21 protein-coding genes are annotated in these 22,286 nt (G+C 67.1%); 8 read left to right on the top strand and 13 right to left on the bottom strand.

The genetic code is table 11. The annotated features are described in order from the left end of the window. Window positions 1–31: 31 nt before the first annotated feature. Entirely contained in the window at window positions 32–700 is a 669-nt protein-coding gene (locus ACFVAV_RS14105; RefSeq protein ID WP_379034781.1) for a hypothetical protein, read from the top strand. 95 nt (window positions 701–795) lie between these two features. On the opposite strand, the gene ACFVAV_RS14100 is transcribed toward ACFVAV_RS14105, so the two are convergent. The 6 genes from ACFVAV_RS14100 to ACFVAV_RS14075 are packed head-to-tail and all read right to left on the bottom strand — an operon-like array spanning window position 796 to window position 7,479. After that, the gene (locus ACFVAV_RS14100; protein WP_379034779.1) at window positions 796–2,040 is read right to left on the bottom strand and encodes a cytochrome P450; all 1,245 of its coding nucleotides are present in this window, start codon (window positions 2,038–2,040) and stop codon (window positions 796–798) included. Between the two features lie 15 nt (window positions 2,041–2,055). Further along, window positions 2,056–3,180, bottom strand: coding sequence for a hypothetical protein (locus tag ACFVAV_RS14095; protein WP_379034777.1), 1,125 nt, complete (start codon window positions 3,178–3,180; stop codon window positions 2,056–2,058). 37 nt (window positions 3,181–3,217) lie between these two features. Next, the gene (locus ACFVAV_RS14090) at window positions 3,218–3,997 is read right to left on the bottom strand and encodes an acetoacetate decarboxylase family protein (protein WP_379034775.1); all 780 of its coding nucleotides are present in this window, start codon (window positions 3,995–3,997) and stop codon (window positions 3,218–3,220) included. Window positions 3,998–3,999: 2 nt separating this feature from the next. Beyond that, window positions 4,000–4,800, bottom strand: coding sequence for an SDR family NAD(P)-dependent oxidoreductase (locus ACFVAV_RS14085; RefSeq protein ID WP_379034773.1), 801 nt, complete (start codon window positions 4,798–4,800; stop codon window positions 4,000–4,002). Between the two features lie 17 nt (window positions 4,801–4,817). Next, complete coding sequence (locus ACFVAV_RS14080) at window positions 4,818–6,062, bottom strand: NADH:flavin oxidoreductase/NADH oxidase family protein (protein ID WP_379034771.1); 1,245 nt, start codon at window positions 6,060–6,062, stop codon at window positions 4,818–4,820. A 34-nt stretch (window positions 6,063–6,096) separates the two neighbouring features. Beyond that, entirely contained in the window at window positions 6,097–7,479 is a 1,383-nt protein-coding gene (locus tag ACFVAV_RS14075) for a flavin-containing monooxygenase (RefSeq protein WP_379034769.1), read from the bottom strand. 110 nt (window positions 7,480–7,589) lie between these two features. On the opposite strand from ACFVAV_RS14075, the gene ACFVAV_RS14070 reads away from it, so the two are divergent. Then, entirely contained in the window at window positions 7,590–8,228 is a 639-nt protein-coding gene (locus ACFVAV_RS14070; RefSeq protein ID WP_379034767.1) for a TetR/AcrR family transcriptional regulator, read from the top strand. Window positions 8,229–8,261: 33 nt separating this feature from the next. Here the strand turns inward: ACFVAV_RS14070 and ACFVAV_RS14065 are convergent, their stop codons facing one another. After that, entirely contained in the window at window positions 8,262–9,140 is an 879-nt protein-coding gene (locus ACFVAV_RS14065) for a helix-turn-helix domain-containing protein (RefSeq protein WP_379034765.1), read from the bottom strand. 88 nt (window positions 9,141–9,228) lie between these two features. Here ACFVAV_RS14065 and ACFVAV_RS14060 point away from each other — a divergent pair, with 88 nt between their 5' ends. The 4 genes from ACFVAV_RS14060 (at window position 9,229) to ACFVAV_RS14045 (ending at window position 13,775) form a co-directional block, all read left to right on the top strand. Then, entirely contained in the window at window positions 9,229–10,020 is a 792-nt protein-coding gene (locus ACFVAV_RS14060; RefSeq protein ID WP_379034763.1) for an SDR family oxidoreductase, read from the top strand. A gap of 10 nt (window positions 10,021–10,030) precedes the next feature. After that, window positions 10,031–11,140 carry a diacylglycerol kinase gene (locus ACFVAV_RS14055; protein ID WP_379034761.1) on the top strand — a complete coding sequence of 370 codons (1,110 nt, stop codon included), beginning with the start codon at window positions 10,031–10,033 and terminating at the stop codon, window positions 11,138–11,140. 125 nt (window positions 11,141–11,265) lie between these two features. Then, window positions 11,266–12,576: a DUF1254 domain-containing protein gene (locus ACFVAV_RS14050; protein ID WP_379034759.1), complete on the top strand. Its 1,311-nt coding sequence runs from the start codon at window positions 11,266–11,268 to the stop codon at window positions 12,574–12,576. A 134-nt stretch (window positions 12,577–12,710) separates the two neighbouring features. Next, complete coding sequence (locus ACFVAV_RS14045) at window positions 12,711–13,775, top strand: fatty acid desaturase family protein (protein ID WP_379034757.1); 1,065 nt, start codon at window positions 12,711–12,713, stop codon at window positions 13,773–13,775. A gap of 37 nt (window positions 13,776–13,812) precedes the next feature. Here the strand turns inward: ACFVAV_RS14045 and ACFVAV_RS14040 are convergent, their stop codons facing one another. Both ACFVAV_RS14040 and ACFVAV_RS14035 read right to left on the bottom strand, forming a co-directional pair. Further along, the gene (locus tag ACFVAV_RS14040) at window positions 13,813–14,967 is read right to left on the bottom strand and encodes a DUF2254 family protein (RefSeq protein WP_379035347.1); all 1,155 of its coding nucleotides are present in this window, start codon (window positions 14,965–14,967) and stop codon (window positions 13,813–13,815) included. Between the two features lie 36 nt (window positions 14,968–15,003). Beyond that, window positions 15,004–17,361: an arylsulfatase gene (locus ACFVAV_RS14035; RefSeq protein ID WP_379034755.1), complete on the bottom strand. Its 2,358-nt coding sequence runs from the start codon at window positions 17,359–17,361 to the stop codon at window positions 15,004–15,006. A gap of 129 nt (window positions 17,362–17,490) precedes the next feature. Between ACFVAV_RS14035 and ACFVAV_RS14030 the strand changes: the two genes are divergently transcribed. Continuing rightward, window positions 17,491–18,447, top strand: coding sequence for a formylglycine-generating enzyme family protein (locus ACFVAV_RS14030; RefSeq protein WP_379034753.1), 957 nt, complete (start codon window positions 17,491–17,493; stop codon window positions 18,445–18,447). A 27-nt stretch (window positions 18,448–18,474) separates the two neighbouring features. Here the strand turns inward: ACFVAV_RS14030 and ACFVAV_RS14025 are convergent, their stop codons facing one another. Continuing rightward, window positions 18,475–18,858, bottom strand: a complete 384-nt coding sequence (locus tag ACFVAV_RS14025; protein ID WP_379034751.1) for a hypothetical protein — start codon at window positions 18,856–18,858, stop codon at window positions 18,475–18,477. After that, window positions 18,855–19,439, bottom strand: coding sequence for a TetR/AcrR family transcriptional regulator (locus ACFVAV_RS14020; protein ID WP_379034749.1), 585 nt, complete (start codon window positions 19,437–19,439; stop codon window positions 18,855–18,857). Before ACFVAV_RS14020 ends, ACFVAV_RS14025 begins: the two co-directional genes overlap by 4 nt. Window positions 19,440–19,613: 174 nt before the next feature. On the opposite strand from ACFVAV_RS14020, the gene ACFVAV_RS14015 reads away from it, so the two are divergent. Beyond that, entirely contained in the window at window positions 19,614–20,822 is a 1,209-nt protein-coding gene (locus ACFVAV_RS14015) for an amidohydrolase family protein (protein WP_379035345.1), read from the top strand. Window positions 20,823–20,899: 77 nt separating this feature from the next. On the opposite strand, the gene ACFVAV_RS14010 is transcribed toward ACFVAV_RS14015, so the two are convergent. Continuing rightward, on the bottom strand, window positions 20,900–21,280 hold the full coding sequence (locus ACFVAV_RS14010; protein ID WP_379034747.1) for a pyridoxamine 5'-phosphate oxidase family protein: 381 nt from the start codon (window positions 21,278–21,280) through the stop codon (window positions 20,900–20,902). 57 nt (window positions 21,281–21,337) lie between these two features. Further along, window positions 21,338–22,249 (bottom strand): TIGR03619 family F420-dependent LLM class oxidoreductase, encoded by a 912-nt coding sequence (locus tag ACFVAV_RS14005; RefSeq protein ID WP_379034745.1) that lies wholly within the window; start codon window positions 22,247–22,249, stop codon window positions 21,338–21,340. Window positions 22,250–22,286: the final 37 nt, after the last annotated feature.

Genomic DNA, 22,286 nt, shown 5'->3' with positions numbered 1-22,286 from the left:
GGAAACCACGACGGAGCGACAGGGAGAACTCATGGGACTCGAGAACGAGGAGTTCGATTGTGACAGTCCGCCACTGGCGCTCTCCCCCGACGACGCCCGCCGGTACCGGCTCGAACACCGCCACCACGACTGCCGGCTCGGCGCCGCCGCGCACGAGGTCCTGAACGGATCCCGGGCCGACCCGTGGCCGGAGGCATCCCGACTACGGACCGCCCAGGACTGGCTGCGTGCCTACCAGGACCGAGGACTACCTACCGAAATCACCGCCGACGGAGCCGGTGTCGAGCTGGTATGCGACGACACGGTCACCGCGCTGCTCATCCCGGCCGGGCTTGCCGCCGCCACCTACGACCGCACTGCGCCGGCGGTACCGACACTGGCCACGGCGCCACCCTATGTTCCGCTGCACCGGTGGGCGATGCTCACCCGGGCCGCGGCCCTGTCCGACGACGCCACCGGTGTCCTCGCCGATCTCCATGTCACCGCCCTCATGCCCGGAGATCGGCTGCAGCTGCCCACAGGACCCGGCACCTGCGTGGACCCACCGCACTACTGGTATGAATGGCCCCGTCAGTCCCACCCGGGCAAGCCATACCTTGTGCAGTTGCTCCAGGTAGCCAATCCGATCCTGGCCGGCGTCGGGTCCAAGCGCTACCTGGCACCGACCGGAGGCAGGCTCGAAGTCGTGACCCGCCGCTGACCGTCGGTGAATTCGTGTGGCGCAGCGGCCCTTCCGCTTTCGTACGCTGGGTCGAGGACAGCGCCGGGCTGGTTGCCGAATGCCGGGGTGGCGGGTCAGGCGATATCTGTGAATGCGACCGGCATGGCCGCGGGGCCGCGAAGCGTGATGTGGTCTCGGTAGACCGGCGGGTCGACAGCGAGGCGTGGGTTCTGGACGCGGCGGGCGAATCGGGTGATGGCGACGGAGGTCTCCAGGCGCGCCAAGGGTGCGCCGAGGCAGAAGTGCTGGCCGAGGCCGAAGGCGAGGTGGCGATGGGCGCGTGCCGGGTCGAACCGGGTGGGGTCGGTGAAGACCGCGGGGTCGTGGTTGGCGGCGGCGATGAGCATGATCGCGAGATCACCTGCCGCCAGCTCGATTCCGGGAAGGTTGATGGGTTCGCGGGCGATGCGCGGCACCAGCTGTACCGGCGGGTCGTAGCGCAGACTCTCTTCGATCACCGCGGTGGCGAAGGGCGCAGCGACGCCGAGGATCGCGAGGTAGTGGCGATGGCGCAGCAGGGCCAGGGTGGTGTTGGCGACGAGGTTGACTGTTGTTTCGTGCCCGGCGATGAGCAGCAGTACGCAAGTGGAAATGAGTTCGTCGTGGGTGAGCGAGTCGCCGGATTCCTCCGCCGCGATCAGCGCGGACACAAGATCCTCACCTGACCGGGTGCGGCGGCGGACGAGTTGTTCGAAGTAGTCGTGGAGTTCGTTGCTCGCGCCGACCAGGTGCGCGGGATCGGGGCGGCCGGCGGTGACGGTCGCCGAGATCGGATCGAGGCTGCGCGCCAACAGCATCGACCACTGCCGCAACTGCGGTTCGTCGTCGAGTGGGACGCCGAGCAGTTCGCAGATGACCGTGATCGGCAGTGGGTAGGCGAGATCGGCGACGATGTCGAGGTGTCCGCGTTCGGCCGCGCGGTCGAGAGCGGCATCGGCGATCTCGGTGATGCGCGGTTCGAGGGTGCGCACCACGGCAGGGGTGAACGCCTTGGCGACCAGCCGACGCAACCGGGTGTGGTCGGGCGCGTCCCGGAACAGCATCGAGGCGGTACCGGCAAGCGACGCCGCGTGCTCCCCGGCGAGGTCGTGAACGGGAGTGGGCCCCAGCGGAATCGAAGCGTGGTGGCGTTCCACGCTCGCCGCCTTGTGCCGGAGCACGGTCACGCAGTCTCGATAGGAGGACAGCACCACGACCGGCGTCCGGCCGAGCCGGGTCGGCCCGTGGGCACGCATGTCGGCGTAGAGCGGATACGGGTCGCTGCGCTGCGCTGGATCGAGTAGTCGAGCGAAGAAGCCGGAGCCGGCCGTGGTGGTCATGGAGTCCGCCCTGGGTCAGTCGTGCCGGATCGCACGGTGGCTGAATGTGGGTGCCGTGCCGGGGTTGAGCAGCGCACCGGTCAGTTCACTGGACGGGAAGAACTGCAGAAACCGTGAGTCCTGCTGCGACACATCCACGATGGTCTTCTCGATGACCATCGAGTTGTATTGCTCGTAGGTGGTCTCGATGGTGTTCGCATTGAGCACGACCTCGTGTCCCCAGGACTTCGCCGTCCGCGCCAGACCCGGGATGCGGGAGTTCTCCGGGGTCAGGCATTCGGTGGCGATCGCGTTCTCGCTGATCGCCCAGATCCCGGTATCGGTATTGAGCACCAGAGACTGATTGCCCATGGCGTGTCCGGGTGTGGACAGCAGCGCGACGCCGGGCCCGAGCAGTACGCCGCCGTCCAGCGGCACGATCTTCGCCGGCGGCAGGTCGACGAAGGTGGTGGGCTGATACCAGGGCCGCTGGTAGGGGTGCAGATCCGCCATCGCTTCCAGTTCGTCCCGCTGCGCGAGGAGCTTGGCGTTCGGGAATGCCGCCACCACCGGCTCGTTCGGGCTGATGTCGGGCTGTGGGCGGGTGGTGCCCAGCCACCGCCGGACGTCTTGCGTGTGCAGGTGGTCGAAGGCGAGGTAGTCGACCTCGGCCGGATCGACCCCGGCGCGGCGGCAGGCGGTGAGCACATCGGAGTGCTCGGTGACGAACAGGTTGCGCACCGGCCCCGGCGTGTACCGCTGGAGTTCGGCGAAATAGGGCGTGTAGGAATCGAGTTCGTGATCGCTCGGTTCGAACAGCAGGGTGCGGCGGGTGCCATCGGTGTCGGTCCAGCGCACGATCAGCATGCGGTTGGTGATGGTGAGGAACGGTGCCGGGCTCACGGCCGCCCGGAACAGTCCGTACCGGGTGGGATACGGCAGTGAGATCAGGTCGCAGGTGCGTACCGAGTCGGGGCGGCCGGTGGCGGCGAACTCCCGGCGGAAGGCCAGTGCGGCGGTGCGCGCGGCGCGCAGCCGTGGCCCGAAGCCGCCGGGGGCGGTCAGTGCCTTGTCGAAGGTGTCGATTCGGGTGAACGGCGCAGTGGTGGCCGGTCGGGGGATGGCGAGCGGCTCGGTGGCGAGACGGTCGGCGATGCTCATGCGAGCCTCCTGGCTGGAGCGATCGAGGGCGTGGCGGTCACAGGGTCCGGGGCCGCAGACGGCTGGCCGCGAAGAGCGGTGTGAGCGGACGGATCGGAATCGGGGGCACCCGGACTCCCAGCAGGTCGACCCGGTGCAGCCTGGCCTCGATCACGCGGCCGATGCCCATCTGGTCCAGCGGATCACGTTCGGAGCCGTGGACTGTCAGCCGGAAGTCGTCGATCCGGCGGACCTCGACAATGCGCTCGCGCGGGGTGAAACCCACCAGCCAGGACGGGAAGACACCGGCGAGGCCGACCACATTGCGATGCGGGCGGGCCAGGATCGGCGGCGGATCGGTGACGGTCGCGCCGAGCTTGCCACTCATGCTGAGCAGTGTGTGCCCACGGCGGGTGGCCTCCGCGCGGATTTCGGTATCGGTGACGGTCCAGTCGATCTCGCCCAGCTTCTTCGGGTAGCCGAGCAGTTCCCGGCCGATGATCAAGGCCACATCGTCGTCGAGAATCATCCAGGGACAGTGGATTCCGGTGCCCTGCACGGTTCTGACGTGCACGAACAGACCGGCCTCGTGGTAGCCCTGCGAACCGAAGTTGTTGTCGGGAAAGCACGCGGTGAACAGGTCGGCGCGCGCGGGTTCGGTCAACCGGACGCCGGCGGGCAGCCACTGTCGCATCCGATCCGGAGCGATCTCGACGGTCGCGCTGAAGTAATGGGCGTCCCGGTAGAGGCTCTGGCGCGGGTCACCCATCGTGAGCACGCGGCGCAGGTCGGTGTCGAGCGAACGGCCGACGGTGCGGATGGCGGGTTCCCAGCCCATGGCTACGTGACCTTTCGGTAGACGGCGCGCAGGACCGGCCCGACCAGAGCGCGCGGGGTGTACTGGCCACCGACGGTCTGCACTTTGGCGAACAGACCGGGCACCACCCGGCGCCGTCCGGCATCCATGCCCGCGATCGCCTGCGCCGCAGCCTGTTCCGCGCTCACCCACAGCGGACCGGGGACGATGCGGTCCAGGTCGGGTATCTCGGCGGCCTCGGCGTATTCGGTGCGCACCGGGCCGGGCGCGAGCAGTGTGCACTGCACCCCGGTACCGGCCAGCTCGCCGTGCAGCGATTCGGCCAGGGTGTTGGCGAAAGCTTTGGACGCGGCGTAGGTGGCATTGTTCGGGCCGGGCTGATTGCCTGCGGTGGAGCCGGTGATGAGGATCGCGCCCGCGCCGCGCTCGACCATGCCGGGCAGCACAGCGAGCGTGAGGTCGTGCACGGCAACGGTATTCACCTCGACCTGCCTGCGTTCACGAACCGGATCGGCAGTGGCGAGTTCACCGTAGGTGGCGAATCCGGCGTTGTTGCAGAGTACGGCGATGTCACGCCCGGCCAGCTCGTCGCACAGTGCTCCGCGTCCACCGCGGTCGGCCAGGTCTACGGCGCGGACCTCGGATTCGATGCCGTAGCGGGCGGCGAGCCGGCCGGCCAGTTCGTGCAGGCGATCTTCGCGGCGGGCTACCAGGATCAGCGAATATCCGCGCTGGGCGAGACCTTCGGCGAGCGCGGCACCGATGCCGGAGGAGGCTCCGGTGATGACTGCCCTGGTGCTGGGGGTGGGGGTGGGTAGAGACATGGGTTGCTCCTCGGCGATCAGAACTGAGTGAGTGCGCGCGCGGTCACGGTGGTGCCCGCGGCGGCGAGGGTGCGGACGGCACCGGGACCGCTCACCTGCTTCTCCCCCGCCGCGATGCGCCGCAAATTCGCTGCGTGCCAAGCGAGTTGGAGGTACGAGTTGACCGGCGTGGCCGCGGCGAGCGGGATGCGCGGCGCGGTGGGCACGCTCTGCGGCTCTCCGGCCCCTGCCAGCAGGTCCGCCGCGATGCCGGGCCGCACAGCGAACGGGCGGCCCAAGCCGATCACGTCGACCGTGCCCTGGGCGAGCACCTCGTCGATGAACTCGCGGGTGCGGATGCCGCCGGTGAGCATGAGCGGCATCCCCGAGCGGGCTCGCAACTCCTGTGCGTAGCGCAGGAAGTACGCTTCGCGCTCCCTGGTGCTGTCCTGCACGACGCCGGTCATGGCGGGTGCTTCGTAGTTTCCGCCGGAGATCTCCAGCAAGTCGACTCCGGCCTGTTCGAGCGCGCGGGCGACATCGAGGGATTCCGCTTCGGCCAGTCCCCCGTGCTGGAAGTCGGCCGAGTTGAGCTTCACCGAGACGACGGCGCCGGGACCGATCGCCTGTCGCACGTCGGCCACGACTTCCAGTAGCAACCGACGACGGTTCTCGGGGCTACCGCCGTAGCGGTCGGATCGCTGGTTGGCGACGGGTGAGAGGAACTGCGACAGCAGGTATCCATGAGCGGCGTGCACCTGCACTCCGGAAAAACCCGCTGCCACGGCGAGTTCTGCGGTCCGGGCGTAGCGGCGGCGCAGGTCGGCGATGTCGTCGAGGCTCAGCGCACGGGGCTTACGGAGGTTGAAGCCGAGCGCCTGCGGCCGCAGCGCCGATGGGCCGACCGGGCGACGGTACAGCGGTCCGACCGCGACGCGACCCGGGTGATTGATCTGCATGACCAGCACCGAGCCCTCCTGGGATCCCGCACGCGCCCAGTTGCCGACGGCCTCGAGGTGCCGCTCGTCCTCGAGCGTCACATTGCGCGGCTCGACGTAGGCGCGGCGGTCGATCATGACATTGCCGGTGACCAGCAGACCCGCGCCGCCGCGCCCCCAGGCGCTGTAGAGCCGGGTCAACGTCTGGCTGGGCGCGCCGGTGAGCTCACCGAGCTGTTCGCTCATGGCGGCCTTGGCGATCCGGTTGGGCAGGGTCACCCCGCACGGCAACGTCAACGGGCTGCCGACGGTGACGATGCGGGGCGAACGATTCTTGGGTGGCATGGCGAACTCCTGGTGTGCCGGAAAGGTTTCGGGGTCAGGCGGTGAGACGGGCGGCGGCAAGGATCGGGCGCAGCAGGCCACGCCGTGCCGCGATCTCGGCGGACGCGGTCGGCTGCGCCGCCTCCCGGGTGAGCTCGGCGGAACCCGGCAGCAGAGCTCGCACCGTCAACAGCTGGCCCAGCGCGCGCACCAGCCATCGGCCACGCACCACCTCCCAGCGCAATTCCGGTCCGCCCGCCAGGATTTCGGCGGACGGCTCGGAGATGCGCGCGTAGAGGTCGCCGGCCGGGGTGCGCATCCGCTGTTGGAGCAGGGCGGCTTCGGCGAGTAGCCGGGAGCTGTTCATCAGCAGCATGCCGGCGCCCGAGCGCGGCGCGACCAGTCCGGCGAAGTACAGGTTCGCCAGGCCGGGCGCGAAGGTGTGCGACACCAGTCGTGGCTGCCCGTTCTGCCATTCGAGCAGCCCGTCGCGCAGGAACGGGAAGGTGGTCTTGAACCCGGTCGCCCAGACGATGGTGTCGTAGGTGCCGCTGGTGCCGTCGGTGAAATGCACGGTGCGACCGTCGAAGCGCGCGATTTCCGGCCGGACGGTAATCCGGCCGTGCTTGAGGAAATACGGCAGCTGCTGGTTGACCACGAGATCCTGATCGAAGATCCGGTGCTCGGGCTTGGCCAGTCCGAAGCTCTCGTACCTGCCCATGCCGAGGGTGACGATCGACCGGAAGATGGCCTCCTGCACCAGCCGCGGCACCGGCACCGAACCGACATCGAAGTTTCCGCTCGGAATCCCCAGGACGTATTTCGGGATGAACCAGTAGCTGCGGCGCAGCGAGATCTCGGCGTTGCCGAAGGTCACCGCCGCCTCGACGGTCAGGTCGCAGCCGGAGTTGCCCGCGCCGACCACGAGCACACGCGGGCCATCGAGGTCGGCGGGGCGCTTGTAGTCCTTGGAGTGGATCTGTTTGCCGGTGAATTCGCCCGGATAGGAGGGGATGTTGACATCCCAGTAATGGCCGTTGGCGACCACGACCCCCTCGTACTCACGCACCGCGCCATCGGCGAATTCGACCCGCCAGCCGGCCAGGCCCGCATCGTCGAGTGGCGCGACATCGGTCACCAGGGTGTCGAACTCGATGCGGTGATCCAATCCGAACTCGGCCGCGAAGCTGCGCAGGTAGTCACGCATCTGCGCCGCACTGGGGAAGTCCGGGTAGTCGTCCGGCATCGGGTAGTCCGGGTATTCGGTGACGCCCTTGGAACTGATCAGGTACGTGGAGTCGTACACCCCGTGCGACCAGTTGCCACCGATCGCCGCCGTGGCCTCGACATGGTCATAGTCCAAACCCAGATCCGTGTAGGCCTTCGCCACCGCCAACCCGGTGTAACCGGCCCCGATGATGCAGTATCGCCGCGCCATTGCCACCTCCCAAGAAAGCTACACTGACTGTAGCTACAGTGTGTGTAGTATTGGCGGCGGCACTGCCGGATGTCAAGCAGGCCCCCGCAACGGAGAGGTGGAGCGCGACCATGGCCGAACGGCGGAACCGCACCTACGCACCGCGAATGGCACCCGAACAGCGGCGCGAACAACTGCTCGACGCGGTCCTGCGGGTCATCGTCGAGCAGGGCGTGCACAAGGTGTCCATCGACACCGTTGCCAAGGAAGCCGACGTCAGCCGCCCCGTCGTCTACGGATTGTTCGACGATTCCGACCAGCTGCTGCGCGCCTCACTCGATCGGGAGGAAACCGCGGCGCTGGCACAGATGGCCAAGGCGGTTCCGCTCGCCGCCGCCGGTAACCCGGCCGAGGCGACCTCGGAGAGTCTCGAACACTTCCTCACCGCCGTACAGGCCGCACCCGATCGCTGGCGCGCCATCTTCCTCATCGCGGACGCCAGCACCCCCACCTTCCGTGGTCGACTCGAGCGGGGACGGCAGGCCTTTATCGCCGCACTGGCCACCTTCGTCCGGGAATCGTGCCCACCCGAACGGCTCCCGACCCTCGATGTCGAACTCACCGCGCGCACCCTGTACGCGCTGTTCTGGGAAGCGGGCCGCCTGGTCCTGGCCGATCCCGAAGCCTTCCCACCACAACGGATTCGCGACTACGCCGACACCCTCATCCCCGCCCTCCCAGCCTTCCGCGACCCGAGAGCACCCCGATGACACCGGGCCCCTCTCGCCACGCGCGGACGATCGTTACCCGCGCCGCTCGTAAGCCATCGACATCGCCTCCGCGCCCTGTCGGATGGTGTCGACATACCGCGCACGGTCGGTGTGGCTGACCGCGGAGCGCAGCGGACCGATCTGGACCTCGTAGGGCGCCTCGGAGCTGTCGAACACCGGTGCCGACAGATAGCTGACGGGCAGTGACTCGTCGCTGGTGAGGTCGGCTTCTCGATAGGGGCGCGCGGTGAGACGCGCCAGCTGGCGAAGTACCCGAGCCCGGAGTTCGGGCTGCACCACCTCGGCCCCTACCGCACCGAGCAGCTCCGCGAGCACGTCCACCAGACCGGCGTCGTCGGAGTCCGGGCGGAACACGGCGCATCCGTGGGTGGTGACGAACCGCAGCAGCGCGGGAGCGTCCCGCCGCGCCTGGCCGGTCGCTGTCGCCAGCCACGCGCTGCGTTCGGGCTCGCCCCGCCATGGCATCACCGCGGCGCCCGCCGGATAGGCCAGTGGAATGGATTGCCCCACAGCGAGTCCGGGCACGATGCGCGCGCCCAGCGCATACTCCTTGGCCACCACGGTGAGCCGGCCGTCGGTGATCCGGCTCAGTGTCGCGCCGCACTGCGCGGCCACGGCCAGCGCTTTCAGTTCGGCGCGCACCCTCGCATTCGGAATCTCGGGGTCGGCGGTGGACAGCGCGGCGAGTGCGGGGCCGGGGCCGAAACGGCGATCGCGGTCGCGGCGAACCCAGCCGGCGTCGGTGAGTTCGGTGAGTACGGCGGTGACGGTGGCGCGGGCGAGGTCGAGCGCCGACGCGACTTCCGAGGCGGTCAGCGGTCGGTCGCTGCGGGTCAGCAGCTCCATCACCGCGACGACCCGGCGAGTCGGTGGCGACGCGGATTCCGGCATGACACCTCTTGTCTGCGGGTGCGGCCCGCCCTACACTGCTTCGACTATTCGCCACATATTAGTCGAGTATTCGACACAGGAGGTGATCATGATTCTCGACCAGTTCCGGCTGGACGGCCGGGTAGCCGTAGTCACCGGCGCGGGACGCGGCCTCGGCGCCGCGATAGCGACCGGTTTCGCCGAGGCGGGCGCCGACGTGGTGATCGCCGCGCGCACCGAGGCCGATCTGCGGCGAGTCGCCGAGCAGGTGGCGGCGACCGGTCGCCGCGCGCTCGTCGTGGTGGCCGACCTCGCCGACCCGGACGCGGTCACCGCGCTGGCCGACGCCGCGGTCGAGCAGTTCGGCCGCCTGGACATCGTCGTCAACAACGTGGGCGGGGCGCTGCCGCGGCCGCTGCTGGACACCTCCCCCGACGACCTCGCCGAAGCCTTCGCCTTCAACGTCGGGACCGCGCACGCCCTGGTGCGGGCCGCGGTGCCGAAGATGCTCGCGACGGCGGGCGGCGGATCGATCATCAACATCACCTCGACGATGGGCAGGCTGCCGGGGCGCGCTTTCGCCGCGTACGCCACCGCCAAGGCCGCCCTGGCGCACTACACCCGCAGTGCCGCCATGGATCTGAGCCCACGGATCCGGGTCAATGCCATCGCGCCGGGCTCGATCCTGACCTCGGCGCTGGAAATCGTCGCGGGCAATGAGCAGATGCGCACCGCGATGGAGCGGGCGACACCGCTACAGCGCCTCGGCGAGCCGACCGATATCGCCACGGCCGCACTGTTTCTCGCCTCACCCGCGGGCGCTTTCCTCACCGGGAAGGTGCTCGAGGTCGACGGTGGGCTCATCGCGCCGAATCTCGACATCCCCCTTCCCGATCTGTGAGGACGACACCATGGTTCACCGCGTAGTGCACTGGGGCACAGGCAATGTCGGGCGGCACGCACTGGCGGGGGTGCTGGCCGATCCCCGGTTCGACCTGGTCGGCGTGCACGTCTCCGGGCCCGCCAAAGCCGGCCGCGACGCTGCCGAACTCGCCGGAACAGCCACGCCCACCGGCGTGCACGCCACCACCGATACCGCGGATATTCTCGCGCTGCGTCCGGACTGCGTGGTCTACACCGCCATGACCGACAACCGGCTGCTCGAAGCGCTGGCAGACCTGCGCACGCTGCTCGCCGCCGGTATCAATGTGGTGGCCAGCGCACCGGTGTTCCTCCAGTACCCGTGGGATGTACTTCCCGCCAATCTTCTCGAACCAGTGGAAGAAGCAGCAGCACAGGGCAATTCATCACTGTTCGTCAACGGAATCGATCCCGGTTTCGCCAACGATTTGTTGCCACTGGCATTGCTGGGCACCTGCCGTTACGTCGAGCAGGTGCGCTGCCTCGAGATCGTCGACTACTCGACCTACGACAATCCCGCGGTCATGTTCGACATCATGGGCTTCGGCCGCCCGATGGACGAGACTCCCCTGCTGTTGCAACCCGGGGTGCTGTCGCTGGCGTGGGGCAGCGTGGTACGCCAACTCGCCGCCGGACTCGACCTCGAACTCGACACCGTCACACAGGGTTTCGAGCGACTGGCAGCGCCGGAAACGTTCGAGATCGAGTCGGGCACCATCGCCGCGGGCACCGCGGCTGCCCTGCGTTTCGAAGTGCGGGGCATGGTCGGCGACCGGGCCGTGACCGTGCTCGAGCACGTCACCCGCCTGCGTGCCGACCTCGCCCCCGACTGGCCGCAGCCTGCCCGCACCGGCGGGTCCTACCGCGTCGAGATCACCGGCGAGCCGCACTACACACTGGACCTGGCCATGTTCAGCGACCACGGCGACCACAACCATGCCAGTCTCGTCGGCACCGCCATGCGGCTGGTCAACGCCATCCCCGCCGTCATCGCCGCACCGCCAGGCATCCGAACGACGCTCGACCTTCCCCTCGTCACCGGCGCCGGCCTGGCGGATCCGGCCAGATCTCGCGGGGGAGTTTCCAGGCTGAGGAAGTAGACCTGGCCGTGTCGGCACGACACCGCAGTTGTCCAGCAACTCCATGTCACTGCGTCGTTACACATCCCTGATACGTTCGGAAAGCAGCTGAATCCCGACAGGATTGCGATCCACATGGAGGCGTCGTGAGCGTGTTGTCCAGCGATCTGCAAACCCTGAGCTATGAAGCGTATGTCTACCTGTACCCGCTGGTGACGATGGAGGTCACCCGTCAGCAGCAGACGAACTCCCCGGTCGGCTCCACCCCAGGTTTCGGACCTCCGAACCAGTTCCACCACATCCGCGAGTTCCCGGATGCCGAATTTCGTGCGGTTGTGCGGCCGAATTTCGACACGCTGTATTCCTCGGCGTGGCTGGATCTGACCCGCGGTCCCGTCCGCGTCCATGTTCCCGACAGCGGTGACCGGTACTTCATGCTCCCGATCCTGGACGCGTGGACCGATGTGTTCGCCAACCCGGGCAAACGGACAACCGGCACCGCCGAACAAGACTTCATCGTCGTGGGGCCCGGATACAGCGGCGACCTGTCTGCCGGTGTCCCGGTGATTCACGCCCCCACCCCCCATGCCTGGATGATCGGTCGAACCCAGACCAACGGGCCCGCCGACTACGCGGCGGTCAACAAGTTCCAGGACGGACTGCAGATCACCGAACTGGCCGACGCGACGCCGTTTCAGCCGGACCCCGCCCTGGTCACCAAGACCGAACCACTGCGGCAGGTCAACGCGATGTCGGCGACGGAATTCTTCGGCCGCGCCGCCGCGGCGTTGAAGGTCGACCCGCCACACAGCACCGACTTTTCCCAGCTCGCGCGCATCGCACTGCTGGGCATCACGCCCGGCCAGGACTTCGACGAGACTCGCTTCTCCCCCGAGGACCTCGAAGCGATCGAAGCAGGCGTCGCCGCTGCGCGGGCGGCAGTGGCCGCGGCTCCGACCACACTGGCCGCGCCCGTCAACGGGTGGGTCAGCGTGCTGGGCACCATCGGCGTCTACGGCAACGACTATTTCAAACGGTCCACCATCACGCTGGCGGGCCTGGGCGCCAACCCGCCCGAAGATGCGATCTATCCGCTGCTGGCCACCGACGTCGACGGCGATCCACTCGTCGGCGACACCGACTACGTGATCCACTTCGACACAGGGAAACTGCCACCTGCTGCGGCATTCTGGTCGATCACCATGTACGACGCCGAAGGGTTCCAGATCGCCAACGAACTCGACCGATTCGCTCTCGGCGACCGAGATCCCTTGCAGCACAATCCGGATGGATCGCTCGACATCTACGTCTCCCGCAAGAACCCGGGGCCTGACCACGAATCGAACTGGCTACCAGCGCCCAGCGGCCCGGTCGGTATCACCATGCGCCTGTACGCTCCGCGCGCCGAGGCTCTCGACGGGACCTGGACCCCGCCACCAGTCCACAAAGCACGCTGACGCGGACACCCGGTCACGCGCTGCGCGTGCACGAGCCGCAGCCCCAGTAGACACCCGGCATCACACCACAGTCTGATTCCGTGCCATACCAAGGGATTACGAGCAACGAGAATCCGGTCGATAGCTTCGGATTCATGACGACATCTGCCCTGGTCCCCGAGTCATCTCCACCGTCACCGCGGCGCGGCGCCGACGGTGATTACGCCCGTCTGCTGCGCCGGATCTCCGACGCGCGGCTGATGAACCGGCGTCCCGTCTATTACGCCGTCCGGCTCAGCCTCGTCGGGATCGCGTTCTCGGCCGGCTGGGCGGCGTTCGTCCTCGTCGGTGATTCGTGGTGGACGCTGCTGGTCGCGGCGTTCATGGCCGTGACGTTCGCTCAGATCGCACTCGTCATGCATGATGTCGCACACCGCCAGGTCTTCCGGCTACGGCAGCCGACGGAGCTCGTGGGGCGACTCGTCGGCAACGCCGGCATCGGCCTGGGCTACGGCTGGTGGCAGGACAAGCACACCCGGCATCACGCCAACCCGAACCACGAGGAACTAGACCCCGATGTCGCGCCCGACATCCTGGTCTGGTCACAACAGCAGGCCCGGTCCAGTCGCGGTCTGCCTCGTCTCATCGGGAGGGCGCAGGCGTTCCTGTTCTTTCCCCTCTTGTTGCTGGAAGGCCTGAACCTCCATGTGGCCGGCGTGCGAGCACTCGGACATCGATCGGTCAAACATCGCGGATGGGAAGGCGCACTGCTGTTCGGCCACTTCGCCCTCTACCTGGCCACACTGTTCGCGGTTCTGCCCGCCGACAAAGCCCTCGCGTTCTTCGCGGTCCACCAGGGCCTCTTCGGCCTGTACATGGGCTGCATCTTCGCCCCGAACCACAAGGGCATGCCGACCTTGACCGGCGAGGACCGCCCCGACTATCTCCGGCGCCAGGTCCTGACCTCTCGCAACGTCCGGGGCGGCCGGTTGATCGACCTCGCCCTCGGCGGACTCAATTATCAAATCGAGCACCATCTGTTCCCGAGCATGCCGACGCCGAACCTGCGTCACGCCCAGGTGATCGTCCGCGACTACTGCGCCGAAATCGGCGTGCCCTACCACGAAACCGGGCTGATCTCCTCGTACCGCGAGGCGCTGACCCACCTGCATCGCGTCGGCGCTCCCCTGCGCACCCCCGACGCGTCGGCAAATACGTGAAATGACCGCTGCGGTGGTGCCCGTGCTCGTCGCGGGCTCAGGGAAGGTTCCGCTCGGCCACCCTGGCATCGAGCCAGGTCAGCCGGCGGTCGATCAGTTCGGTGCGGCCGGGATCAGCGCGGTCGCGTACTCGCCGAAGCATGTCTCGGAGACCTGTGACGACCATCGGCGAGTTGGCGGCGTTCGCGATGTCGTCGACACCTGTGCGAATGAACGCCTCCCATCCCGGCAGATCGACGACCAGCCTTTCGACACCGTCATGGTCGGTGAGGCGCAACGGATCGAGCCGTCTCGCAGCGGTGGATGCGAGCAGATCCCCCAACTGGTCGCAGGCTTGTACCGCGGTCGCCGGGTCGTTCACCGCCGAAGACAATGCGCGCAGCGCGATATCGGCCAACAGCCGGAACGCGAGCAAGGGGTCCTGCTCGAAAGTCCGTTCGTTTCCGACGATCAGCCCCCGCAGCACACTGGCTTCGGCCAGCTTCCCGCCGTAGATCTCGGCGACGCGACTGTTGCGATGCAGTGTGGCGCCGGGACTCTGCCGCACGACGATGACCACGTCAGCCGCTGTCGCCGCGTCGATCAGCCGGTCGACCTCGATCCGTTGCAGCACCATCGGAGGGTGCCGCCAGCCGACCGACATGTGCGGTGGCGGCAGCGGAGAGCGGGCCGGCGAGACCGCGCTGCGCACGGGGTACACGGCGTCGAGCACCGCTCGCCCGCGGGCGGCGATCGAGCTGAGTGCGGGGGCCAATTGAATGGCGGCAAAGGCCCGCAGCAGCAATGTTTGCAACAGGGCGACCTGCACCAGCAGAAGCAGCATCGCCAGGAGCGGCACGACCGCCGAAACCTCGGGTTGTTTGCCGATGGCCAAGGCAGCGGTGACGCAGAATACGGCAAGTCCGAGGGCGAAGCCGAATGTCCGCCAGACGATCGGGTCGTCGCGGAACAGCATCAACCGCGGCGTGAAAGTGGTGGTCACCCACTGCACTACCAGGAACAGCAGCGAGAAGATGACCGCCACCGCACCGAGGAGACCGAGCCCGATCGCGAGGAGCGTGTCGATCACCTGGGCACTCGACAAGCGAGGGCCCCGAGCTATCCGCGGGACGACGAGGCCGGTGCCCAGCCCGACGAGTACGAAAACGAGCTGGGCAAGGCCTGCACGCACGCGGCGGCGGGTTCGGACCACCCGGGGCAGGACGGCCACAGCTGACCTCGGTGCCGGCTACTCGCGCGACAGCATCGCGACGGCCTCGCGTTCGAGATCGACATACGGTTCACCGCTCACGTCGACAGCCACCCGATGCAGGGTTCCGCCGGTGAACGTCCACGGTCGCGCTCCGGGATAGTCCTGGCTGACGGCTTCGCCGCTGTCGCGTCCCGCATTGAGCCCCTCCCCGGTGAGGCTGAATTTGCCGGGCTGGGTGCGGATTCGGCCTTCACCGACCTTTCGGTCGCCGTAGTAGAGGCTCAGGCGCCCACGGGCGGTGCCGGGCGGATCCTCGCCCTCCTTGTCGAAGGACGCCGCCAAGATCAGGTTCTCGCCGGTCGGCAGATCCTCGGTCGCATCGACGCGCTGTTCCTCGCTGCCCAGGAAGTTGTACACGTAGTGCAACCGGTTGTCCTTGACATACAGCGCGTGCCCGCCGAAACGACCACCGTGGGAGAACAGGACACCGGCGGCGCCCGGTCCGGGCAGATCGACGAGCGCGCCGATCGAGTACGAGCGGTTGCGGATGTTGACTGCCACCGCCTCGGGTACCTCCGCGCCGCCGGGACGGTAGACGTAACGGTTGCGCGGTGGCGCGAGCTGGGGGCGCGGGGTGGTGAGGATTTCCACGGCGGACCGGTCGTCGAGCGGGAACGCCTGGTTGGTACCCGCCTCGTAGAACCACAGGCCGATGAGTTCGGCCAGTCTGCCGGGCTCCTCGGCGGCGAGGTCGTGCATCTCGGCGCGGTCCACCTCGGTGTGGTAGAGCTCCCAGGTGTCGTCAGGGAAGTGACTCCAACCGCTGAGGGTGGGGTGCGTGGTGACCGCTTTCCAGCCGTCATGCCAGATCCCGCGCCCGCCGAGCATGGAGTAGAACTGCGTGTGTTTGGCGGTCGGGATGGTGGGCGCGTCGAAGCTGTAGCGCATGCTCACCCCCTGTAGCGGCACTTGAGCATGCCCCTTCACCATGTCGGGAAGGTCGGCACCGAGGCAGTCCAGGAGCGTCGGCACCAGGTCGACGGCGTGATGGTATTGATCACGGGTCTCACCATGGGCCGAGATCCCGGCCGGCCAGGAGATCACGCACGGATCGCAGGTGCCGCCGTTGAACGAGTACCGCTTCCACATCTTGAACGGGGCGTTGAAGGCCATCGCCCACCCGTTCGGATAGTGGTTGTAGGTCGTGGGACTGCCCAGCTCGTCGAGCTTGGCCATGTTCTCGGCCAGATCGTCCGGAACACCGTTGGCGATCTTGTTCTCGTTGACCGAGCCGTCCGACCCGCCCTCGCCGCTGGCACCGTTGTCGGAGACCACCACGATGATGGTGTTGTCGAGTTCCTCGATCCGCTCCAGATAGTCGAGCAAGCGGCCGATCTGGTCGTCACAGTGGGACAGGAAACCCGCATACACCTCGGCCATGCGGGAGAACAGTCGCTGTTCGTCACCGGAGAGGGTGTCCCAGGGGCGGGTGTAGTCCAGCGGCGGGAACGGCTGGCCGTCGGGCCCGCTACGGGTCTCGGGCGTGCCGATCGGGTTGAGCGGTGGCAGTTCGGTGTTCTGCGGGACCAGGCCCATCCGCTTCTGCCGCTCGAGGGTCTCGGCGCGCATCACCTCGTAGCCTGCATCGAACTTGCCCCGGTAGCGGTCGGCCCATTCGCGCGGCGCGTGATGCGGTGCGTGCGCGCACCCCGGGGCGTAGTAGAGGAAGACCGGACGGTCGGGAGCGATCGCTTTGACGTCGTCGATGTATTCGATGGCCCGGTCGGTGATGTCGACGCTGAAGTGATAGCCGTCCTCGGGCATCGACGGCTGTTCGACCGGATGGTTGTCGTGGACCAGATCCGGATACCACTGATTGGTCTCGGCGCCGAGGAAGCCGTAGAAACGCTCGAAACCGCGACCGATCGGCCAGTTACGTTTGCTGGACGCCAAGTTCATCTCGTCCTCGGCACACAGATGCCATTTGCCGACCATCGCCGTGCTGTAGCCCTGCTCGACCAGAACCTCGGCGAGGGTGGCGCACTCCGGCGGAATATGGCCGTTCGCCCCCGGAAATCCCACCGCGCACTCGCTGATACAGGCCATTCCGTTGGTGGTGTGATTGCGGCCGGTGAGCAGGCATGAGCGGGTCGGCGAGCACAGTGCAGTGGTGTGCCACTGGCTGTAGCGCAGACCTTTCGCTGCGATCCGATCGATGTTCGGCGTCTCGATCGGGCCGCCGTAACAACCCATCGCGCCGAACCCGACATCATCGAGCACGATGTAGACGATGTTCGGCGAGCCCGCCGGCGCCTTCGGCTGCTGATAGGGGCCCCAGTCCGGGACCGAATCACGAATATCGAGGTTGACAACACCGCGGAATGGAATGGCCATGGGGCAGACTCCTGGGCTTCGGATATCGTCTCGATGTCGATTCTTATACCGGCCGGTCCTGCAATCCGTTCGACAGTACAACCCGAACTACCTCCCGCGATATCCGTCGGTCATCGGAAGGGCAACGATATGAGCAGGATCGCCGGCGAGCCACCGCCGCACAGTGATCGCCCTCGACAGGAACACCTGGTGTGGATCGAGGGCGGCACCTTCACCATGGGCTCGGACCACCATTACCCCGAGGAAGCACCGGCACACCCGGTCGCGGTGCCCGGATTCTGGATCGACCCGCATCCGGTGACGAATACCGAGTTCGCCCGCTTCGTCTCCCGCACCCGCTATGTCACGGTCGCCGAGCGCGCCCCGGCTGCGACGGACTACCCCGATGCCGACCCGAACCAACTGGTCGCGGGCTCGTCGGTGTTCATCAAGCCGGATCACCGCGTGCGCCTGGACCAGCCCTACCAATGGTGGCATTGGGTTCCCGGAGCGAATTGGCGACATCCGCAGGGCCCGGGCACCTCCAACAAGAAGCGACCCGACCACCCGGTGGTGCACATAGCCTGGGACGACGTCGTGGCATACGCCGAGTGGGCCTGCAAGGACGTACCGACCGAAGCCGAATGGGAATACGCCTGCCGCGGCGGGCTCGACGGCGCCGAATTCGCCTGGGGTGACGAATTCGAACCCCACAGCACACTGATGGCCAATACCTGGCACGGCGAATTCCCCCACCACAACACGCGAATCGACCGATACGAAGGGACCTCGCCCGCCGGATCGTTCCCGCCCAACGGATATGGGCTGTCGGACATGGTCGGCAACGTATGGGAATGGACTCAGGATTGGTACTCCGAGCACAAGAGCCCGGCCCATTCCTGCTGCGTCCCCGAAGATCCGCGCGGCGGTACCGAAGAGAACAGCCGCGAGAACGCTCGATCGACTATCGGTCGCCGCGTCATCAAAGGGGGCTCACACCTGTGCGCTCCGAACTATTGCCGGCGGTACCGGCCTGCGGCCAGAATGGCCCAAGCTGTGGACACCTCGACCTCACATCTGGGATTCCGGCTGATCGTTCGACCGTAACGGCAGCGCAGTCGGTAGGTACGTCTCCTACGCCCACCAACCCCCGAGCCCGGCCAGAATCGCCACCGGCGCCAGCAGGAGCCACTGAGGAAGGCGCAACAGCGGCGCCCGGCCCGGCACACACAACGCGATCACCACGAAAACGACCGTGTACGCCGCAAATCGAGCGGCGGTCAGCATCGCGACCAACTCGGTGCCCACCGGCTGCCACCACGCCACCGCGAGCAGAGTCGACGCGGTGGCGACGAGGTCGACGCTCACCATGTGCCACACCGCGTGCATCGTTCGCTTCGGGACAACGGCCAACGAGCTGGCCAGCAGCGGCCGCACCGGATCGACGTGCCCGGCGACAATGTGGATCGCCGACACCACCGCCGCGGTCAGGCCCGCGGCCAGCAGATACCCGTTCATCGCGGCCCGATCCCGGCGGTGATGATCCGGGCGAGCTGAGCGGCCAGTTCCGCCGTCACCGGCTCCCCGAGCACACCCAGGTGGAAGAAGACGGCGCCGGCGACGGTATCGAGGACGAGCTCGACCGCGACATCCTCCCCCACCTCACCGCGGGTCCGCGCGCGCTCGAAGATCTCGATCATCCGTAGTTTCGCCGGGGCGAGGAACGAATCACGCAGCACCGTCCGCAGTTTCGGATCGGCGGCGAAGTCGGCGAGCAGACCCGGCAACGCGGCGGCCGCGGCGGGCGCACTGAGCTCGGCGATCAATGCCGAGACCAGCGCGGTCACATCGGCTTCCACCGTCCCCTGATCGGGTACCGGACCCATGTCGACGCGGGTGAACAGAGCTTCGTATATCAGTTCGGGTTTCCCCGACCATCGGCGGTAGATCGCGTCCTTGCCGACACTCGCGCGCGCTGCGATCGCGGTGACCGAGGTCGCCGAGTAGCCGGTCTCGACGACGAGCTGTTCGGCGGCGTCGAGGATGGCCGTGTGGGTGCGGTGATCGCGGGGGCGCCCGGCAGAAGCTTGCGAACTCATACCCATAACAATACGGGTCTACCCGTATTGAAAGTCAAGCATGCGCGGACGGGAGACCTCGCCATCCGATGCTCGAAGTGCAATACTGGAAGCGATACAGTATGGCTGACCACAGCGTCCGCGACGGTCTGCCGCGAGGCCTCGATGGCGGTATCTGCAACGAAGGGACAGGGAATGACAACGCTGGACTATCTGGCCATTGACGTCGACAACCACTACTACGAATCATTGGATGCGTTCACCCGCCACTTGCCCAAGGAATTCAGGCAGCGCGGCGTGCAGATGGTCCAGGACGGCAGACGCACCCTCGCGATCATGGGCGGGAAGGTCAATCACTTCGTCCCCAACCCGACGTTCGACCCCATCATCGAGCCCGGCTGCCTCGATCTGCTGTTCCGCGGTGAGATCCCGGACGGCGTGGATCCCGCCTCGTTGATGAAAGTCGACCGCCTGGCGGACCACCCGGAGTACCAGCAGCGCGACGCCCGCATCCCTGTCCTGGACAGGCAGAAGCTCGAGACCGTCTTCATGCTGCCCACCTTCGCCTGCGGCGTCGAGGAAGCCCTCAAGCACGACATCCCCGCGACGATGGCCTCGCTGCATGCCTTCAACCTGTGGCTCGACGAGGACTGGGGATTCGACCGGCCCGACCATCGGATCATCGCGGCGCCGATCATTTCGCTGGCCGATCCCGTGGCCGCGGTCGAAGAAGTCGAGTTCGTGCTGAACCGGGGCGCGAAGATGATCTTGGTCCGCCCGGCGCCGGTGCCCGGCGTCACTCACCCACGATCGCTGGGCGACCCGTTGCACGATGCGGTGTGGGCCCGCTTGGCCGAGGCGGGGGTGCCGGTCGGCTTCCATCTGTCCGACAGCGGATACCTCGCGATCAACGCATTGTGGGGAGGCAAGGCCCAATTCGAGGGATTCGGCAAGAAGGATCCGCTGGATCAGATCCTCCTGGACGACCGCGCGATCCACGACACCATCGCCTCGATGATCGTCCATCAGGTCTTCACCCGGCACCCGAAGCTCAAGGTCGCGAGCATCGAGAACGGCTCGTACTTCGTCTACCGCCTGATCAAGCGTTTGAAGAAGGCGGCGAATACCGCGCCGTACCATTTCACGGAGGATCCGGTCGAGCAGCTGAAGAACAATGTCTGGATCGCGCCCTACTACGAAGACGACGTCAAGCTGCTGGCCGAGACGATCGGCGTCGACAAGATCCTGTTCGGCTCCGACTGGCCGCATGGCGAGGGCCTTGCCGATCCGACCACCTTCACTGCGGATATCCCGCAGTTCCCGGAGTTCTCCTACGAGGACACCCGAAAGGTGATGCGTGACAACGCGCTCGAACTGATCGGCGCGAAGATCACACTGGACTGACTCGGCGGACCCACCGCATCAGGCCGCCTGCCCAGCACCGCATCAGGCATCGACGGTGCCGGGGCAGGCGGCTGTTCTCATTTGACCGTGAACCTGGTGACGTCGAGAATCAAGACGACACGGTCGTACACATCGGCGGGCAGTCCGCCATCGGCGTCACCGTAGAGTTCATTCAACTCCTGATAGAACTCACCCTTCTCATCCCCCAGTACGGTGACCAACCACCCCCGGGTCTCCAGGCATCGCGACGGAGCATCCGGATCCGTGATCAGGAACGAGTAGTTCGGATTTGCTTGCAGACTGGTGAACTTGCGGCGCGGAATCGTATGACTCATCCGCAGATGCGCGCCGTCCCATTTGAAGCGCATCGGCGACAGATCCGGAGCACCGTGCGGAGCGACTGTGCCGAGAACACCGACAATCGGCCGCCGGAGAAGGTCCTCGAGCTCGGCGGGCACCTGTGAGGTCATGACACACTCCATCTTCGGTTCGCTGTGACGATTTCCATGTCGCGCCTACCCCGCGATCACCGAGTCCGCGAACGCCCGGATCGACCGGACAGCGGCATCGGGACTCGCGCTGTCGGCGTGCACGACGGCCCAGGTGGCCCCTCGCTTCCCGAGGTCCTCCAGTACTTCGATCGCGGCACGTACCGAGGAGCGATCGGTGAAATCGACCACCGGGCAGACGATCTGGATGTCGACCGAACCCGGATCGCGTCCGGCGGCGGCCAGTTCGCGACGCAGGCCGTCGACGCCGCTGGTGAAGTCCTCGGCATTCTCGATCGCCGTCGTGCGCATCGCCGCGGCCATACCTCGATCGGCGATGATGGGCATCCATCCAGCACCGTGCCGGACGACCCTGCGCCGGGCTGCGGCCCCGTTTCCGCCGATCCACAGCGGTGGATGGGGCCGCTGAACCGGACTCTGCATCCATACCGGTCCGGGCGCGCCGAAACCTTCTCCGGTGACCGGAGATTCGGGCTCGGACCAGATCCGGCACACCGCCTCGAGCGACTCATCGAGCAGTCGGCCCCGCCGGGTGTGATCGATGCCGAGCGCGGCGAACTCTGCGCGCAGGTATCCGGCTCCGACACCGGCGATCAGCCGGCCCCCGGAGACGATGTCCAGACTTCCCAGCGCCTTCGCCGACAGATACGGGTTGCGGAAAGGCAGCACGTACAGATTGGTGAGTAACCGAATCCGTGCGGTCACGCCGGCGATGTAGCTCAGCGCCGCGATCGGGTCCAGCGTGTTGTGCCCACCGTTGCGCCGCCACTTCAGCGACGGCGCGGGGTGCTCACTCAGCGCCACCGCGTCGAATCCGCACTCCTCGGCCGCGACCGTGAGTTCGCGGATCACCTCGGGATGCAGAAACGCCTCCGACGCGCCGGGACGCTCACTGGGATATTCCAGAACGTACTTCATCGCTGACAACCTCTGTCTCACCGATCCTCGCGCAGTC

It is taken from the genome of Nocardia sp. NPDC057663, from assembly GCF_042799895.1.
Classification (GTDB): domain Bacteria; phylum Actinomycetota; class Actinomycetes; order Mycobacteriales; family Mycobacteriaceae; genus Nocardia.
Note: the sequence above shows the minus strand (reverse complement) of the source record. Positions and strands in the feature narration are given on the sequence as shown.

Excerpts from the sequence above, each read along its gene's own strand:
- ACFVAV_RS14100 (WP_379034779.1), bottom strand. The coding sequence starts at position 2,040 with ATGACCACCACGGCCGGCTCCGGCTTCTTCGCTCGACTACTCGATCCA.
- ACFVAV_RS14025 (WP_379034751.1), bottom strand. The coding sequence starts at position 18,858 with ATGAACGGGTATCTGCTGGCCGCGGGCCTGACCGCGGCGGTGGTGTCG.
- ACFVAV_RS14045 (WP_379034757.1), top strand. The coding sequence starts at position 12,711 with ATGACGACATCTGCCCTGGTCCCCGAGTCATCTCCACCGTCACCGCGG.
- ACFVAV_RS14085 (WP_379034773.1), bottom strand. The coding sequence starts at position 4,800 with ATGTCTCTACCCACCCCCACCCCCAGCACCAGGGCAGTCATCACCGGA.
- ACFVAV_RS14060 (WP_379034763.1), top strand. The coding sequence starts at position 9,229 with ATGATTCTCGACCAGTTCCGGCTGGACGGCCGGGTAGCCGTAGTCACC.
- ACFVAV_RS14080 (WP_379034771.1), bottom strand. The coding sequence starts at position 6,062 with ATGCCACCCAAGAATCGTTCGCCCCGCATCGTCACCGTCGGCAGCCCG.
- ACFVAV_RS14095 (WP_379034777.1), bottom strand. The coding sequence starts at position 3,180 with ATGAGCATCGCCGACCGTCTCGCCACCGAGCCGCTCGCCATCCCCCGA.
- ACFVAV_RS14035 (WP_379034755.1), bottom strand. The coding sequence starts at position 17,361 with ATGGCCATTCCATTCCGCGGTGTTGTCAACCTCGATATTCGTGATTCG.
- ACFVAV_RS14090 (WP_379034775.1), bottom strand. The coding sequence starts at position 3,997 with ATGGGCTGGGAACCCGCCATCCGCACCGTCGGCCGTTCGCTCGACACC.
- ACFVAV_RS14075 (WP_379034769.1), bottom strand. The coding sequence starts at position 7,479 with ATGGCGCGGCGATACTGCATCATCGGGGCCGGTTACACCGGGTTGGCG.
- ACFVAV_RS14065 (WP_379034765.1), bottom strand. The coding sequence starts at position 9,140 with ATGCCGGAATCCGCGTCGCCACCGACTCGCCGGGTCGTCGCGGTGATG.
- ACFVAV_RS14005 (WP_379034745.1), bottom strand. The coding sequence starts at position 22,249 with ATGAAGTACGTTCTGGAATATCCCAGTGAGCGTCCCGGCGCGTCGGAG.
- ACFVAV_RS14055 (WP_379034761.1), top strand. The coding sequence starts at position 10,031 with ATGGTTCACCGCGTAGTGCACTGGGGCACAGGCAATGTCGGGCGGCAC.
- ACFVAV_RS14015 (WP_379035345.1), top strand. The coding sequence starts at position 19,614 with ATGACAACGCTGGACTATCTGGCCATTGACGTCGACAACCACTACTAC.
- ACFVAV_RS14030 (WP_379034753.1), top strand. The coding sequence starts at position 17,491 with ATGAGCAGGATCGCCGGCGAGCCACCGCCGCACAGTGATCGCCCTCGA.
- ACFVAV_RS14070 (WP_379034767.1), top strand. The coding sequence starts at position 7,590 with ATGGCCGAACGGCGGAACCGCACCTACGCACCGCGAATGGCACCCGAA.
- ACFVAV_RS14020 (WP_379034749.1), bottom strand. The coding sequence starts at position 19,439 with ATGAGTTCGCAAGCTTCTGCCGGGCGCCCCCGCGATCACCGCACCCAC.
- ACFVAV_RS14105 (WP_379034781.1), top strand. The coding sequence starts at position 32 with ATGGGACTCGAGAACGAGGAGTTCGATTGTGACAGTCCGCCACTGGCG.